The organism is Collimonas arenae, from assembly GCF_000786695.1.
GTDB classification, from domain to species: Bacteria; Pseudomonadota; Gammaproteobacteria; order Burkholderiales; family Burkholderiaceae_D; genus Collimonas; species Collimonas arenae_A.
This window is the reverse complement of sequence record NZ_CP009962.1, coordinates 2,199,307-2,216,251: the sequence shown is the minus strand read 5'-3', so window position 1 is coordinate 2,216,251 and position 16,945 is coordinate 2,199,307. Positions and strand designations below refer to the sequence as shown.

Here is a 16,945-nt window from a genome sequence, read left to right as displayed (position 1 = left end):
ATGACAACAAATAGCGGATTAAAAAACGATACGCCCCTGTACATAGACCATGCGCGGCGCGCCGACCAGTTTCCCGATGTTGGAATCGGTAGTGCGGGTGAAATAGCGCTTGTCGGTCAGGTTGTTGACGCCGGCCAGCAACTCCGTGCCCTTCAAGCCTGGCACCTTCCAGTTGACTTGCGCATTCCAGGTGCGGAAGCCTGGAATCTCACCGTTGCCGCCATTCGCACTTTCGGCGATGGTATTGGCGTTGTCGGCAAACTGACGGCTTTGGTGGGTTGTCGACAGATCGAAACCCCAGGGGCCGACAGCATAACGGGCGCCGATGGTATCAGTATTGCGCGAGTAGAACGGTACGTCGAGACCAGCCGTGGAACCTGACTTCTGCAGTGCGCGGGTATAAGTATAGTTAGCATAGAGATTCAAGCCTGCCAACGCACCGGCCTTGTCGAAGGCATAGTCGATCGCGGTTTCGATGCCGTCATGGCGGGTGGCGCCGATATTCTGGAACACCGCAGGCGAACTGCCGGCCACTTGCTGGATCTGGTTATCGAAGCGGATATCGAAGGCCGTGACCTCCGCAGACAGCTGCCTGCTTTTCCAGCGCGCGCCGACTTCGGCGGTTTTCGCGACTTCAGGCACCAGCGGGTTGCCGGCGATCGCGGCATTCAGCTGCGTGTTCTGCACAGGACCGAACGAGGTGCTGTAATTGGTGAACAGCGTCAGGTTTTGGTTCAACAGGTAAGCAACGCTGAGCGAAGGCAATGCCTTGTTGTTATCGATCGGAAATACCGGGCCGTTGAGAACGTCGGTGCGGGTTGAGCGAATATGCTCGTAACGTATGCCAGGCGTGATGCGCCAGGCGCCGAATGAAATCTTGTCGTCGATATAGACGGCGTGAGCGCCGGTGAAATTATCGAAAGAACTGGATGGCGCCGTAGCGGCGCCGGTAGCGACCGAGGTGTTATAGACCAGGTCATTGCCGGTTTCGCGGATATAACGGTAGCCGACTGTCACATCATTGGTGCTGCCGCCGATGTCGAAACGCTGCGTGTAGCGCGGCTCAATTCCCAGCGTCTGGTAGGTACGCGGCTGGTGTCCGAGATTCTTGCCGCTGATCAGCGTGCTTTGGCGGAAACTTTCATTGTAATAAGTACGGATCTCGAATTCCTGGGTATCGGAAATAGTATTCAGGTAACCGATGTCGGCCGCCTTGCGGTTGCCGCTCCAGAAGTCGGTAGGCCGGGTATTCTGGAAAGGATTCGCGGCATATTGGGCTGCTGTCAAACCGCCTGGCGTCTGCGAACGTACATCGTAGTACGACAGCTTGCCGTAGATCTCGGAACTCGGCGTGATCTGGTAACGGTATTTCAAGGAAAAATCGTTCACCGTTTCGCCGCTGTTGGTCCTCCAGCCAGAGCCATCGACGCCGGAATACAACACAGCCAGGCCGAGGCCGTTATCCAGCTGGCTACCAACGAAGGCGCTGTACTGGCGATTGGCTCCGCCCGCCTCGGTGTAGTTATTGGTGCGCAGCGTGGCGTCGCCGTTGAATCCTGGTTCGGTTGGAATCGCGCGAGTCTTGAAATTGATAATGCCGCCGACATTCTGCGGGCCGTAACGGACCGAACCGGCGCCACGCACGACGTCGATCGCTTCGATGTTGTTGAGACTGACCGGCGCAAACGACAACTGCGGCTGACCGTAAGGTGCAACCGCCATCGGAATACCATCGAGCAGCACGGTGGAACGCGGCGAGAAGCGACCGGCAAGGCCACGCACGCCAATATTCAGCGACACTGAGCTGCCGGCAGAACTGGAGTTGTCACTAACCTGCACGCCGGGAATACGGCGCATCACATCGCCGATGCTGGAAGCGCCGGAGTCGTCGATATCTTCTTTCCTGACCACGGTACGTGCGCCAGGATAACGCTTGACGCTGTTTTGCAAACCGGTGCCGAGCCAGTCGCCGCTGACTTGAATCGACTCTAAAGTATGTTCATCGACAGAAGTTGCCGACGCTTCGGCTTGTTGCGCGTACGACGTCACAGGCAATGCCAAGGCCAGAGCAATGGCTGCTGAGCATTTCAAGCGGCGAGTATTAAAAAAGGGGGAGGGAAAATCGGGATGGGAAAGTTCGAGGATTGCCATGCTGCTTTTCTCCAGAGACACGAATCATGGTCGCACTGGCTGTTCAATTGCTACGCGACATGGTCGGAAACGGCAGATACTGGCTGGCGGTGGGACGATCACAAACGACCGCAATAATAATGATTCTCATTTTTATCGTCAACATAAAGATACATCATGTTGTTTTTGCGCGTGGGCAGCTGACGATCTGCAACACGCCGGCGCGCCAACATGGACACATTGCAAATACCGGCTGCAACCCCTATGATTTGATCTGACTCAGACACCGCGTTGCGACGAACTTCAAGCAATCATTCTCACGACTACGCAGCGTGACCTACGGCAACTTCATCCGGAGGATAATTAAAATGAAAACCATTCTGACGTTCGTCGCGGCTGCATTCCTGTATAGCGCAACGCCCTCTTTCGGAGCCGATCAGCAAACTGAGATCATCAAGCAGGCACAAACCGCAGCCGTTGCATGGATGGCGTTGACCGATGCCGGAAAATACGGAGAGAGCTGGGAACGCGCAGGCACCTTCTTTAAAACCGGCATTTCAAAAAACACCTGGGAAACCGGTATCCGCTCATTGCGCGCGCCACTTGGCGGCGTCAAGACGCGCGAACTCAAAAGCACCGAATATGCGACCACCTTGCCCGGCGCACCTGATGGCGAATATGTAGTGATCCGGTACGAGACCCAGTTTGAAAACAAAAAATCTGCGGTCGAAACAATCACGCCGATGCGCGAAAAAGACGGCAGCTGGAAAGTCTCTGGTTATTTCATTCGCTGAAAGCCAGAAAAATACGGGAGAACACGAAACAGGCGGGAGAATTTAAAAACCGAAGAGGATAAATGCGCAGCGTGACCACTAGCGACAGAGGTGTATCCAGAGGGTTGTACGTAACCCCGGGATCCGAAAGCCACCTTGTGAGGGCCTCGAAATCTCTATAAGCAGGGTGCCTTATGGGCAAATCTGGACATAACCAGAAATCATCAGCTCAGCTGTTGGCGTAGAATTCACATCAGCCCGAGCAATCATTGAACCGTGGTTCAATCAAAAATCCGCGTGAAGCAATGTGACATACATTGATTGTTGTGGTGCACAACAACATCTTCAGTGCACACAGTGTTACAAGAATGGAATATCATGTCCACTCACAAATTCGTATGTACCATAGCTGTTTGTTATATCCGTTACTATCGCTGCTTTAACGGCTTTTTGTTGCAGCGCGTATTGCAGCATATTGCAGCTTAATGTACCCACGAGACAGCACTCTTGCATTGACATAACATCATGATTCGTTTCCGCCAAATCGAAGCTTTTCGTTCCCTGATGATCTCCGGCACTAGTGTGTCCGCTGCCCGCCGCATGCACGTTACCCAGCCTGCAATCAGCCGTTTGATCGCCGACCTTGAGGCCGACCTCGGTTTTCGTCTGTTCAACCGGGCTAAAGGCCGGCTCGAACCGACCAATGCAGGGGTACGTTTTTACAAAGCGGTCGAGGAAAATTTCCTGGGACTGGAACGCTTGATGCAGGTGGCCGGTAACATTCGCCATGAAGCGCCCGAAGGTTTGACAATTGCCTGCCTGCCAGTATTGTCTACCACCCTGCTGCCGGAAATCCTGCAACGCTTTTTCAAGCAACACCCGGACGTCTCGGTCAAAATCGATAGCTGCACGGTGCCGGAAATCCTGGTCAGTCTGCAAGATATCAAAGTGGATATGGCGCTCAGCCTGGCGTTTCCGCCTTTCGCCGGCATCGAAGTCGAACCGATCATGGAAGCCACCGTATTGTGCGCCATGCTATCCACACATCCGCTGGCACAAAAGGAGGTCATCGTGCCGGAGGACCTGGATGGCGAAAACGTGATTGGCTGGATGCCCAATAGCGCACAATCCTATGACCGTGAGCTGTCGACACTGAATTCGGCGGCGATCCGCCCCAACTACACGATCCAGACGCACACTTCGCATACCCGCTATGCGATGGTAGCCAACGGATTCGGGGTTGCTATCGTGGAGCCGTTCGCAGCAAAGATCTGGCGTCCGCATGGCGTTGTCACAAGGCCGTTCAAGGCCGACATCTCCTACAAATATGTACTTGCCTACCCCAGCGGCGGCATCCGCTCCGAGCTCGGACACGATCTGCGCGAGGCCGCTCTCCATGTCGCTAAAAGTTATCGCTTTTAAGAGGAAAACCGATGTACGCGCCCAAAAGACTGATTCAGAATTTAAGCGTTTACCTTGGTGAATTAGAAAGGCTCATTTCAGCGGATGGCCAATGCACCACTGCTGAAAAAACCAAATTGCTTGCCGAAGCTGCCAACATAAAAGAATACGTGGGAGCACTCAATCAACTCCCGGATAATCATCGCCTGACGGCGCAGCACATCCAACTTGGCCTTGCACTGGCGCCCCATCCTGAAGGCGGGTTTTATCGCGAATTCATCCGCAATGAGACCTGTACTGTGATTTTTTACCTGCTGCCTGCCGAGGCGATTTCCAGCTGGCACAGCTTGAAAGACACCAGGGAAGTATTCAAACAGATATCCGGGGCCAGCTTATTCATCCCCAAAATAGACGCGAGCGGACATTGGCGCTCTGAAGAAGAAGCGAGCTACGAAAACGACGTCGTTATCGAGAAAAATAAAGCGGCTGGTTTTGGCGACTGGTTTGGCGCCTACCCAAACGGCGAATACGGGCTCGTGACATGCGAATGCCGTGGGCCGTTTGAGTTCGCCAAATTCAAAATCGCCACCCCGGAAAATCTGTCCGATTTTCATCGCCAGAATCCTGAGAGACAACACATGATTGATAAACTTGCGCCGAAAAGTAGTTAACAATCAAAAGCCGCCTCTAGTCCGCCGGCAAAACGATCGTCGCCACCAAGCCGCCATCGGGATGATTGCGTAATTGCAGCTCACCGCCATGCGCCTGCACAATATTGCGTGCAATACCCAGCCCCAGCCCCATGCCGGCGGCATTCTGATCGCGGCCATGTTCCAGTCGCGTGTATGGGTCGAACAGGCTGAGTAAAGCTTCTTCCGGCACGCCGGGGCCATGGTCGCGAATCTGGATCTGGATGTTATGGCCTGATTCATTGATCAGGCTGGCGACCAATACCTCCACTTTCTGGCCGTAGTGCAGCGCGTTGTCGAACAGGTTACCGATGGCGCGCTTGAGCGCCAGCGGCTTGGCCATGACAGTCAAGCCAGACTCGCTGAACGCAACTTCGTGCCCTGCCATGCGGGCGTCGCGGATCATGCGCAGGATCAGCGCATCGAGCCGCACCTCGGTGCGGTTTTCATGGATGTCGCTATCCTTCACCGATTGCAAGGCGCCCTTGACCATCATGTCGAGCTCATCCAGGTCTTCGTGGAATTCGCTGCGCAATTCTTCATCGTCTAGCAGCTCGGTGCGCAATTTCAGGCGTGTGATCGGCGTGCGCAAATCATGCGAAATCGAGACAAACAGGCGCTCGCGATCATCGAGGTAGCGTTTGATGCGCTCGCGCATGGCGCGGAAGGCGCGTGCGGTCTTGATGAATTCGCGGCTGCCGGTTTCCGGCAACTCCGGCGGTGCTTCTCCCTTGCCAAACGCTTCGGCGGCGTCCGACAGCGCTGCCAGCGGCCGCGTGGTCCAGCGCACCACCAGGATCGACAGCAGCAGCACGGTCGCCAACGATACGGCCTGCAACAACAGGCGCTCGGGAGACAAAGGATTATCGCTATCGAGGAAATAAGGGTTCGGCATCAGGGCAGCCAGATAGAGCCAGTTGCCGGGCTCAAGCTCGGTCTGGATCACCAGCACCGGCGCCGGATTCGGCTTGATCAGCAAGGTATGCTGGACCCAGCTGTCCGGCAAATCCGCCACCTTCAATCCGTCGGTCGAGACCATCAGCTCATCCGGCCAGGCAAATGCCAGGCGGAATCCGGGCAGGAACGGCAGATCGGTCTTCAGCGTGCTGCCAATCTCGCCCAAGGCCATGTTGGCAAGCGGGTTGTCGGCGATCTTGTGGATGGTGATCGGGCCGTCATTGGCATTGACGAAAAAGCGCGTGCCGCCCATCTCGCGCAATTGCTGGATCAGGATCGGCCGGTAGTTCGCCGGCAAGCTCATGAAGAAACGGATCGCGCTGGCGGCGCTGTGGGCCAGATGTTGGGATGCGGTCTTGGTTTCGACCTCCGCCTTGCTGCGCAGCTGGGCCGACCAGATCAGACCGCCGGCCAGCTGCGTCACCAGCACGCCGAACACCATCACCACCGACAGACGGCCAAGCAGCGTATGCGGCAACAGCCAGGAAAGCAGCCGGTTATAACGGGCCGACCAGGTTACTGTAGACATGGAATCAGGTTTGTGAATCAAATCTGTGAATCAAACTTGTGAAGCAGCCACATCGGCAGAAAATACATAACCGATGCCGCGCACAGTCTTGATCAGATGCGGATCTTTACCCCCGTCATTGAGGCGCAAGCGCAGTTTGCTGATTTGGACATCCAGCGAACGGTCCAGCGGACCGACATCACGCCCACGGGTTTCTTCGCACAGGACACCGCGGTCGAGTACATCGCCCGGATGTTCGACGAAATACTTCAACAACTGGTAATCGAGGCCGGTCAGCGCAACCAGCTGGCCGTCCGGATCGCTCAGGGTACGCTCCACTGTATCCAGCGTGAAACCGACAAAGCGGTAGTAACGCGGCGCTACAGCGCTGTCTATGCCCGTGCGGCGGTGGATTGCCTTGATGCGCGCCAGCAGTTCGCGCGGACTATAGGGCTTGGCGATATAGTCGTCGGCTCCAAGCTCCAGGCCGACCACGCGGTCGGTCTCGTCAGAACTGGCAGTAAGCATGATGATCGGCACATTCGATTTGCGCCGCACAGTTTTGCACAAGGCGAAGCCATCGGTATCCGGTAGCATGACGTCGAGAATCACCAGCGACAACTCTTCCGAATAGCGCTGGAACTCGGCCAGGAATGCTTCGCCGTTATGCGCCAGACGCACTTCATACTGGTTCTTTTCCAGGTAAGCCTTTAGCAGCGTCCGGGTTTTCTGGTCATCGTCGACAATAAGTATCTTGCGCATCATTTTAGGGCCTGTTAGCAGTCAATTTGGGAGTGCGAACGTGACGTAGGCGTTACAGGCCTAGGCGTAGCGACGCGACGTAGCGGCACTACGGCAAGGAGCTGCAACAACGGCATGTGACGCCTACGGCTCGTTCCCTCCGGGTTCAAACCAAAACGTGCGCTGGACTGCGTTGCATGGCTTGCAGGGGCGACCTGCCCCTGCCACGCCACGCGCCTTGCCAGCACACGTTTTGGTTTGAACGCATCTCCCAAATTGACTGCTAACAGGCCCTAATTTCCTGTTTTCGTGACAGTCCGCGCTATGCTGGCAAGCTTGCGCTGGATATCGCTCTCGCTCATCTTGTCATCCACAAAGTAACGATGCACTTCGGCGACAATGGCGTCCTTTGCGGTTTCGTCCGCGGCCATGCGATGCACCAGGCTCGGCGCCTGGAACGCACTGCCCTTGCTGAATGCACTCCACGAGGCGCGCGCGCAGCTGTCCATTTTCGACAGATCCGGCGAGCGCCACACCGAAATCGCGCCCTTGACCTGATTGTATGCGGTTTGCACCGGCTGCGACATGACGATCTGCGCCAGTTTTTCCTGCGCTGGCTGGTGCGAATAATCGCCGGCGAACATCGCTAGGGTATCGACACTATACAGATGATAATCGGCGGTGCCGGGCACCGTGCTGCAGGAAAAATCCTGGTCGGTATTCAGCCCCCATGCCAGCAACTCGCCCTTGGCCCAATCGCCCATGACGAACATGGCAGCGTCGCCATTAGCCAGCTCGCGCGTCATTTCGGGCCATGGCCGCTCCTTGAGCGGCGTCGGCATCCATTCTTTCAAGGAACGCAACCGCTTCAGCGCATGCGTCATGCGTGGATCGCCGAAGGCCGGCGGATTCAGATCGACAAACAGGGACCGATAGTACGCCGGACCGCTTTCCGCCAGCACCAGCGTTTCAAACAAGGTGGCGACTTGCCATGCTTCGCTGCTTTGCGCCAGCGGCGTGATGCCTGCCTGCTTGAGCTTCTCGGCCACACGGCTGAAGTCAGCCCACGTCTTGGGCGGCGTCAGGCTCAAGCGATCGAAGATTTTCTTGTTATAGAAGAGATTGTTGATCCGATGAATTCCCAGCGGCACCGCTACCACATGGCCACGGTTGTTCACCAGCGACCAGACTGTGGGAAACAAGAGCTTTTGCCAATTTCCGGGAGTAGCGACATCGTCCAGTTCCAGCAACAAGCCGAGGTCGGCCCATTCGCCAAACACGATACCGTTCAACTGGGTCGCTTCCGGCGCTTTACCGGCCAGCACCATGCTCTTCAATACCTTGCTGGCGCCGAGGCCGGCGCCGCCAGGAATGGCGGCATCGCGCCATTGGATATTTTCTTCCGCGAGTTTGCTGCTCAGCACCTCGACCGCCTTGCGTTCACCGGCTGAGGTCCACCAGTGCAACACCTGCAACGAAGCCGGTGGCTGGCTGACGTTTGCAGATGGCGTCGCTGCGGCGGCAGCCGCTTGGCCAATCGAGTAATTAAACAGACAGGAAAACGCACATAACGCAATCCAGCTGCGATATCCTGTATGCCAGTTTTTTACTCTTCCCCTGTTATCCGAGTGTTGCCTATCAATCATGTGTGCCTTGTTGATATTTTTTATAAACACTGATTTCGTCTCCCCACAACGCGTGTGACTATAGCGCAAGTCCCACCTGCAACGTTAGCGCTGTTCTCGTTTTGTAAAGAAACGTAAGTTTTCGTAATGTTATCTATATCCGCAAAATTACCGCTTCACCGGCATTTAAGGCATTTGTCGTCTGAAACGATAATAATTGATAGGCCGCTCTGTAAAGATATGTAATTGTAAAAATGGTTTAATTTTTAACTTAACCAATAAAATCAATGCCTTACAGAAAATCCACAACTGAATCATGCATAAGATAGCGGCACAATTTTTATGGTGCTAATGTCTGTTCGCGGCGGTTTGCTCTACTTGTCGATTACTTAGAGGGCCGCAAAATCCAATCCGATAAAAACCAAGAGGAGACTTAGATGCAAACGGTCAACCGAATTCGCACTATCCGCAACGCCGTACTGATCGCCCTGGCGACCTTTGGCACGGCACAAGCCGGCACACTGACAATCGAAAGCTGGCGCGTCGACGACAAAACCTTGTGGGAAACCGTGTTGATCCCGGCTTTCCAGAAAAAGAATCCGGGCATCGAAGTCAAATTTGCGCCTACTGCACCGACCGAATATGACTCCAGCCTGTCCGCACGCCTTGCCGGCGGCACCGCAGGCGACCTGATCGCGTGCCGTCCGTTCGATGTTTCGCTGTCGCTGTACAAGAAGGGTAACCTGGAAAAACTGGATGGCAAGCCAGGCATGGAACACTTCCCTTCCTCCTCCAAGACCGCATGGCAAACCGATGACGGCAAAGACACCTTCTGTATGCCGATCGCTTCGGTCATCCACGGCTTCCTGTACAACCAGAAGATTTTCAAAGACCTGAACCTGCAACCGCCGAAGACTGAAGCCGAATTCTTCAAGGTGCTCGATACCATCAAGAGCAATGGCAAATACGCGCCGCTGGCGCTGGGCACCAACGACCAATGGGAATCCAGCCAGATCATCTTTACCGGCCTGGGTCCTAACTATTGGCACGGCGAAGAAGGCCGCAAGGCGCTGATTTCCGGCAAGGAAAAATTCACCGATCCTAATTTCGTCAACGCATTCGAATACGAAGCGAAACTGGGTAAATATCTGTCCAAGGGCGCCAGCTCACAAACCTATGGCGACAGCCAGAACCAGTTTGCCCTGGGCAAGGCAGCGATTTATCCTGCCGGTTCCTGGGATATCGCCTATTTCAACGACAATTCAAAAATCTCGATGGGCGCATTCCCGCCGCCAGTGCCAAAAGCCGGCGACAAGTGCTATATCTCGGACCACAACGATATCGGCATGGGCGTCAACAAGAAGTCAAAGAACAAGGAAGATGCTTACAAGTTCCTGGCCTGGCTCGGTTCGCAAGAATTTGCTGACATCTACACCAATAAAGTCACCGGCTTCTTCTCGCTGTCGGATCACTTGATCTCGGTCAAGGATCCGGTCGCCAAGCAGATGATCGATTGGCGCAAATCCTGCTCGTCGACCATTCGCCTGAATGCGCAAATCCTGAACCGCGGCGAACCAAGCATGGAAAACCAGCTGTGGAATGTCAATGCACAGGTGCTGAACGGCAAGCTGGCGCCTAAGGACGCGGCAGCGCAAATCCAGGCCGGTTTTGCCAAGTGGTACAAGCCGCAACAATAATTATCACTTGCATTAATGCTATTGTTTGGCAAAGGATAGGGTGAAGATTGCCCCATCCTTTGCCGACAAGCCTGCTAGCGTAGTACTGAAGTAATATCCTAGACTACAGGTACTACATTGGCATCCAAGGTTTGCCGCCAAGGTGAACCCGTGAAGAACGGCACACGTACAAAAATACGCACACAATAATAAGCCGCCATCGCGTTCGTATTTCAGAGTTCGCTCAGCGGGCGGCCATTTCACGATCTCCCCCGTGAAGCTGCTGCGCCTGCTAGTGAACTTGCATTCAAAGAAAACCAGAATGAATCTTCAAAAAAAGACCTTTCCCTGGCACATCGTGGTGTTCCTGGCGCCAGCGGTCATCATCTATTCCATGTTCAGCGCCCTGCCTTTGCTGGATACCCTGCGCCTCGGCTTTTACACCAGCAACGATGCCGGTGTCCACAGCTTCGTCGGCCTGGCCAATTACCATACCATCCTGTTCGATTCGGACTGGTCCAAGGCGTTCTGGAACGCCATGTTGAACAATCTCAAATTCTTCGCGATTCACATGCTGCTGCAGAATCCGATCGGTTTGTTGCTGGCTACCCTGTTCAGCCTCAAAGGGCTGCGCGGCGCGCGCACTTACCGTACCCTGATTTTCTTGCCGACCTTGCTGTCAGTCGTGATCATCGGCTTTATCTGGCAGCTGATCCTGTCGCCGTTGTGGGGCGTAGGCGAAGGCTTGATGCAGCACGTCGGCCTGGGCGATTACTTTGCGCCATGGCTGGGGCAGGAAACCACCGCGCTGGTGACGCTCGGCCTGATCTCGGTCTGGCAATACGTTGGCATCCCGATGATGCTGATCTATGCCGCACTGCTAGCGGTACCTGAAGAAATACTTGAAGCGGCGTATGCCGAAGGCGCCAGTTCTTTCCGTATCTTCTGGCAAATCAAGCTGCCGCTGATCCTGCCGACGCTGGGCCTGGTGACCATCCTCACCTTCGTCGCCAACTTCAACGCCTTCGACCTGATCTACTCGGTCAAGGGTGCGCTGGCCGGACCTAACTACACCACCGACATCCTGGGCACGTTCTTCTACCGCACCTTCTTCGGCTACCAGGCGCAAATCGGCAGCCCGACCATGGGCGCGGCAGTAGCTACGCTGATGTTCCTGGTGATCCTGATGGGCGTCGCCACTTATTTCTATTTTGTGCAGCGCAAGCTGACACGCTACGAACTGTAACGGGGACAGATCATGACTTCCATTTCCTCGCTCTCTTCTACCGCGGCCTCCACCCCGGCGCCAGTCGTCGCCCGCAGCCGCTTTGCCAACCTGGGCCGTATCTGGGTCCATGTGGTTCTGTGCGGCTATGCGGTCATTGCGCTGTTTCCGATCGCTTTGATCCTGATCAATTCGGTCAAGTCGCGCGACGCCATCTTCGACAACCCGCTGGCGTTTCCGACGCCGGATTCGTTCTCGCTGATCGGCTTTGAAAAAGTACTGCATAACACCAACTTCATGCTGTACTTCGGCAACAGCCTGGTGGTGACGCTTGGCTCGCTCGCGCTGATCGTGCTGTTCGGCGCGATGGCCGGTTGGGCCTTGTCGGAATACAAGTTCCGCGGCAACCGTTTGATGGCGCTGTACCTGGCGCTCGGCATCATGATTCCGATACGGCTCGGCACCGTCTCGATCCTGCAACTGGTGGTGAGTCTGAACCTGATCAATACCCGCACTGCGTTGATCTTGGTATACACCGCGCAGGGCTTGCCTTTGGCGGTGATGATCCTGTCCGAATTCATCCGCCAGATTCCCAAGGAGCTGAAGGATGCGGCGCGCTGCGATGGCGTTGGCGAGTTCAAGATCTTCTTCCAGATCATCCTGCCGCTGATCCGTCCAGCGATTGCGACAGTCGCGGTATTCACCATGATTCCAGCCTGGAACGACCTCTGGTTCCCCTTGATTCTGGCGCCTTCCGATGAAACCAAGACGGTCACGCTCGGCGTGCAGCAGTTCATCGGGCAGTATGTGACCGACTGGAACTCGGTACTGGCGGCGCTATCGCTGGCGGTGATCCCGATCCTGGTCATGTACGTAATATTCTCGCGGCAACTGATTCGCGGCCTGACCTCCGGCGCGGTGAAGTAAGACGCAACCAAGCAAAACAAAGCAGAAGACGAGACTCCTATGGCAAACGTAAGCGTTAAGCAACTCACCAAATCGTACGACGGCAAGCAAAACGTGCTCGCCGATCTCAACCTGGAAATCAAGGACGGCGAATTCGTCGTGCTGGTCGGCCCGTCCGGCTGCGGCAAATCCACCTTGCTGCGCATGCTGTGCGGTCTGGAATCGATCACCGGCGGTGAACTGTCGATCGGCGACCGCGTGGTCAATCACCTGCCGCCGGCTGAACGCGGCATCGCCATGGTGTTCCAGAGCTATGCCCTGTATCCGCATATGACCGTGTACAAGAACATGGCGTTCGGCCTGAAAATCGCCGGCGCCGACAAGGCAGCCATCGACCAGCGCATCCGGCACGCCGCCGGCATCCTGAAAATCGACCATTTGCTGGACCGGCTGCCGCGCGAACTTTCGGGCGGACAGCGCCAGCGTGTCGCCATCGGCCGCGCCATCGTGCGCAAGCCGAAACTGTTCCTGTTCGATGAACCGCTGTCCAATCTGGATGCTGCCTTGCGCGTCCAGACCCGTCTGGAAATCGCCAAGCTGCACAAGCAGCTGGAAGCGACCATCGTCTACGTGACCCATGACCAGGTCGAAGCCATGACCCTGGGCGACAAGATCGTGGTGATGAACGATGGCTTCATCCAGCAGGCGGGATCGCCGCTGGAGCTGTACCAGCGGCCGAAAAACCTGTTTGTCGCGACTTTCATCGGCTCGCCGAAAATGAACCTGTTCAGCGGCAGCGTGAGCGCAGTTGAAGCCGGCAGCCTGCGCATCAAGCTTGCCAACGGCCAGGAAATCCGCGCCGACGTTGCCCCCGGGAACGCCAAGGCCGGCGATCCCGTCACGGTTGGCCTGCGCCCTGAACATATCCTGGAAAACGCGCATAGTGGTGAAGTATTCACCGGCAAAGTCAGCATCGTCGAGCATCTGGGCGAGGCGAATTTCATCTATGTCACCCTGCAGGACGGCCAGGATCTGCTGGTGCGTGGCGATGGCAACAACCCGGTGCATATCGGCGATACCGTCACCCTGTCTGCGCCGAGCAGCGCTTTCCACGTGTTCGACGCCCAGGGGCTGGCCTTGGAACGGCTAAAACCAGGAAATATGATTTCATCCAAACAATAGAAATAGATACACTATGCGCCTCGGAAAATGGCGTGGGGATTAAGTTGAAAACAGCATTCGAATATCTGATCGGCGTCGATGGCGGCGGCACTAAGACCCATATCCGGGTCGAACGGCCGGATGGCAGCCATGTCGCCGACGGCAGCAGTGGGCCGTCAGCGCTGATGCATGGCACCAGTAAATCCTGGTGCGCCATCGTCACCGCGCTGGATAACGCATTCCTGACGGCGGGCATCACACGCCCGCCCTATCCGGCAATTGCTGCCGGCTGCGGCTTGTCGGGTGTCAACAATCCGCAGTGGGGAACCCAGTTTACCGAGCAGAATCCAGGCTTCGGCGCACTCGCCATCGGTACCGATGCCTTCACCACCCTGCTCGGCGCCCATCTGGGGCAACCCGGTGTGGTCGTCGCCATCGGCACTGGCAGCGTCGGCGAAGTCTTGCTGGCCGACGGCAGCCGGCGTGAAGTCGGCGGCTGGGGCTTCCAGACGGGCGACGAGGCCAGCGGCGGCTGGATCGGCCTGCGCGCCGCCAACCATGTCGAACGGGCGCTGGATGGCCGCGCCGAAGCCGGACCGCTGTCCAAGGCCATCATCAGCTTTTGCGGCGGCGGCGACGAATTCAGCACCGACCAGAACCGGCAACGCGTCATCGCTTGGGTCAATAGCGCCAACCAAAGCATCTTCGCGCAACTGGCGCCGCTGGTGGTGGCGCATGCAGGCCACGACCAAGCCGCGCAGACGATCTTGCGCAAAGCCGGCGTCGAAATCGCCGAGATCGCACGAGCGCTGGATCCTACGCAACAATTGCCGATCGCTCTTTGCGGCGGTCTCGCCAGTCCGCTCCGGGCCTACCTGCCGGAGCCATTGAAATCACGCGCGATCACGCCGCGCGCCGACGCGGCAACCGGCGCACTGCTGTTATTGCGCCGACAACTTGCAACCGAGCTCGCCGGAGAACCCACATGAGTACCAGCAGCAACCTGACCCAACTACATGGCAATGTCCTGACCACCGAAGGCTGGATCGCCGGCAGCATCGGCTTTCACGACATGATCACCGAAATCCGCGGCGAGTCGCTGGAGCAAGCCCCGGCCGAGGGAGACTATATCCTGCCCGGCTTTATCGACCTGCACGTGCATGGCGGCGGCGGCAAGGACATCATGGAAGCCGGCGATGCCGTCCATGTGGTATCGCGCCTGCACGCACAGCATGGCACCACCAGCATGCTGGCCACCACCATGACAGCGCCGCCGGAAGAACTGGAAGCGGCGCTCGGCGCCATCGGCAAAGCTTGCCGCGGACGCCGCGCAGGCAGCGCCCGCGTGCTGGGCGCGCATCTGGAAGGCCCCTACATCAATCCGGGCAAGCTTGGCGCCCAACCAGATTTCGCGATTGCCGCATCGGTCGAGCAGATCGACTGGCTACGCAGCTTTGCACCATTGAAGCTGATCACCATTGCGCCGGAAATCAACGGCCACATGGCGCTGGTCAAAACCCTGTCGCAACTCGGCATGCGAGTTCAGATCGGCCACACCCTGGGTACCTATGAAGATGGCGTCGCCGCCCTGAAAAACGGCGCAGCCGGCTTCACCCACCTGTTCAACGCAATGAGCTCATTCCATCACCGCCAGCCGGGCATGGCCGGCGCCGCCCTGGCGCATGCCGAATACGCCGAACTGATTCCTGACCTGCTGCACGTCCACCCGGGCGCGATCAAGACTGCATTGCGTGCAATTCCGCGCCTGTATTGCGTCACCGATTCGACCGCTGCGTCTGGCATGCCGGACGGCGACTACATGCTGGGTCGTCAGGTGGTGCACAAGTGCCTGGGCGGCGTGCGACTGGACAACGGCACCCTGGCTGGCAGTACGCTGACCATGGACCAGGCCCTGCGCAACCTGGTGTCGCTCGGACTGGATATCGCCGAGGCTTCGCTGCGCGTCTCTACCTATCCCGCCGACTACCTGGGCATGCAAGAACGCGGACGCCTGAAAGAAGGCTGTTTCGCCGATATCCTGGTGCTGGATCGCCAGCTCAAACTCAAAGCAGTTTATGTAGAAGGAGAAAGAATTGACCTCGTTGATGCTTAAAGAAGCCCGCTCGGCGGCAGAACATGTTGCCTTGCAGCTCGGCCAGGATAATGATCGCTATGCCGAACTCGGACAGCGCCTCAGAGCCGCGCCGCCCTCCAGCATCCTGACCGTGGCGCGTGGCAGTTCTGACCATGCCGCCAATTATTGCGCCTATCTGATCATGGCGCGCCTGGGCCGCATCGTCGCCTCGCTGCCGCTATCGCTGGTGACGCTCAACAAGGCGCCGCTGATTGCGCGCGACGCGCTCGCTATCGCCATTTCACAGTCCGGCCAAAGTCCTGACGTGATCGAACCGATCCGCTATTTCCGCGACAGCGGCGCCACCACCGTTGCACTGGTCAATGATGCGGCTTCGCCGCTGGCTGACAGCGCCGAATGGGCGCTGCCCTTACATGCCGGCGCCGAACTCAGCGTCGCCGCCACCAAGAGCTTTATCGCCAGCCTGGTGGCTGCAGCAAGGCTCACTGCACACTGGCAGGACGACGCCGCTTTCCTGGCGGCCATCGATGCCTTGCCGCAGGCGCTGACAGCCGCCACCCAACTCGACTGGAGCCCGGCGATCGAAGTGCTGGCGCCGTCCTCCCGCATCATGGTGGTTGGACGCGGCATTAGCTTGCCGCTGGCATTGGAATCGGCCTTGAAATTCAAGGAAACCTCGGCGATCCAGGCCGAAGCCTTCAGCGGCGCTGAAATCAAGCACGGCCCGATGGCCTTGATCGATGAAGGTTATCCGTTGTTGATTTTCGCCACTCGCGGACCAACGCAAACCAGTTTGCTCAAGCTCGCCGATGAAATGCGCGGCCGGGGCGCCAAGGTATTGCTGGCTGCGCCGGACGACGTCGCCGCGCGCGACCTTACCTTGCCGATCGCCGCCACGCCGGATCTTGATCCGATTGTAGCGATTCAAGCCTTTTATGTGATGGCGGCGCAATTGGCGGTGGCACGCGGCATGGATCCGGACCAGCCGCGGCATTTGAGTAAAGTAACGAAGACGCAGTAACGGAAACTAAGTGCCGGAGACTCAGCAACGCGGTCGC

Annotated in this window: 15 protein-coding genes; 11 read left to right on the top strand and 4 right to left on the bottom strand. The window is 57.1% G+C overall.

Features of this window, described 5'->3' with window-relative positions; genetic code table 11:
- Positions 1-18 precede the first annotated feature (18 nt).
- The gene (locus tag LT85_RS09950) at positions 19-2,151 is read right to left on the bottom strand and encodes a TonB-dependent receptor family protein (RefSeq protein WP_038488073.1); all 2,133 of its coding nucleotides are present in this window, start codon (positions 2,149-2,151) and stop codon (positions 19-21) included.
- 26 nt (positions 2,152-2,177) lie between these two features.
- On the opposite strand from LT85_RS09950, the gene LT85_RS26510 reads away from it, so the two are divergent.
- The 4 genes from LT85_RS26510 to LT85_RS25355 all read left to right on the top strand — a co-directional run bounded on the left by LT85_RS26510 (position 2,178) and on the right by LT85_RS25355 (position 4,975).
- Positions 2,178-2,408, top strand: a complete 231-nt coding sequence (locus LT85_RS26510) for a hypothetical protein (RefSeq protein WP_156117485.1) — start codon at positions 2,178-2,180, stop codon at positions 2,406-2,408.
- Between the two features lie 90 nt (positions 2,409-2,498).
- On the top strand, positions 2,499-2,924 hold the full coding sequence (locus LT85_RS09945; RefSeq protein WP_038488070.1) for a DUF4019 domain-containing protein: 426 nt from the start codon (positions 2,499-2,501) through the stop codon (positions 2,922-2,924).
- Positions 2,925-3,428: 504 nt separating this feature from the next.
- Positions 3,429-4,325, top strand: coding sequence for a LysR substrate-binding domain-containing protein (locus LT85_RS09940; protein ID WP_038488067.1), 897 nt, complete (start codon positions 3,429-3,431; stop codon positions 4,323-4,325).
- Positions 4,326-4,336: 11 nt separating this feature from the next.
- On the top strand, positions 4,337-4,975 hold the full coding sequence (locus LT85_RS25355; protein ID WP_052135009.1) for a cupin domain-containing protein: 639 nt from the start codon (positions 4,337-4,339) through the stop codon (positions 4,973-4,975).
- A gap of 16 nt (positions 4,976-4,991) precedes the next feature.
- Here the strand turns inward: LT85_RS25355 and LT85_RS09930 are convergent, their stop codons facing one another.
- From LT85_RS09930 to LT85_RS09920, 3 genes are all read right to left on the bottom strand, one after another.
- On the bottom strand, positions 4,992-6,479 hold the full coding sequence (locus LT85_RS09930) for an ATP-binding protein (protein WP_038488064.1): 1,488 nt from the start codon (positions 6,477-6,479) through the stop codon (positions 4,992-4,994).
- Positions 6,480-6,509: 30 nt separating this feature from the next.
- Positions 6,510-7,223 (bottom strand): response regulator, encoded by a 714-nt coding sequence (locus LT85_RS09925; protein ID WP_172656966.1) that lies wholly within the window; start codon positions 7,221-7,223, stop codon positions 6,510-6,512.
- A gap of 269 nt (positions 7,224-7,492) precedes the next feature.
- A complete protein-coding gene (locus tag LT85_RS09920; protein WP_081992230.1) occupies positions 7,493-8,845 on the bottom strand; it encodes an ABC transporter substrate-binding protein in 1,353 nt (450 codons plus the stop codon).
- A gap of 416 nt (positions 8,846-9,261) precedes the next feature.
- Between LT85_RS09920 and LT85_RS09915 the strand changes: the two genes are divergently transcribed.
- The 7 genes from LT85_RS09915 (at position 9,262) to LT85_RS09885 (ending at position 16,908) form a co-directional block, all read left to right on the top strand.
- Entirely contained in the window at positions 9,262-10,521 is a 1,260-nt protein-coding gene (locus LT85_RS09915; protein WP_038488058.1) for an ABC transporter substrate-binding protein, read from the top strand.
- Positions 10,522-10,822: 301 nt separating this feature from the next.
- Positions 10,823-11,746, top strand: a complete 924-nt coding sequence (locus tag LT85_RS09910; protein ID WP_038488054.1) for a carbohydrate ABC transporter permease — start codon at positions 10,823-10,825, stop codon at positions 11,744-11,746.
- 12 nt (positions 11,747-11,758) lie between these two features.
- A complete protein-coding gene (locus LT85_RS09905) occupies positions 11,759-12,652 on the top strand; it encodes a carbohydrate ABC transporter permease (protein WP_038488052.1) in 894 nt (297 codons plus the stop codon).
- 39 nt (positions 12,653-12,691) lie between these two features.
- Positions 12,692-13,813: an ABC transporter ATP-binding protein gene (locus tag LT85_RS09900; protein ID WP_038488049.1), complete on the top strand. Its 1,122-nt coding sequence runs from the start codon at positions 12,692-12,694 to the stop codon at positions 13,811-13,813.
- Between the two features lie 44 nt (positions 13,814-13,857).
- Positions 13,858-14,781, top strand: a complete 924-nt coding sequence (locus tag LT85_RS09895; protein WP_038488046.1) for a BadF/BadG/BcrA/BcrD ATPase family protein — start codon at positions 13,858-13,860, stop codon at positions 14,779-14,781.
- Positions 14,778-15,905: an N-acetylglucosamine-6-phosphate deacetylase gene (gene nagA, locus LT85_RS09890; protein ID WP_038488043.1), complete on the top strand. Its 1,128-nt coding sequence runs from the start codon at positions 14,778-14,780 to the stop codon at positions 15,903-15,905. The genes LT85_RS09895 and nagA overlap by 4 nt, the downstream gene beginning before the upstream one ends.
- On the top strand, positions 15,898-16,908 hold the full coding sequence (locus LT85_RS09885) for an SIS domain-containing protein (RefSeq protein WP_172657033.1): 1,011 nt from the start codon (positions 15,898-15,900) through the stop codon (positions 16,906-16,908). Before nagA ends, LT85_RS09885 begins: the two co-directional genes overlap by 8 nt.
- Positions 16,909-16,945 lie beyond the last annotated feature (37 nt).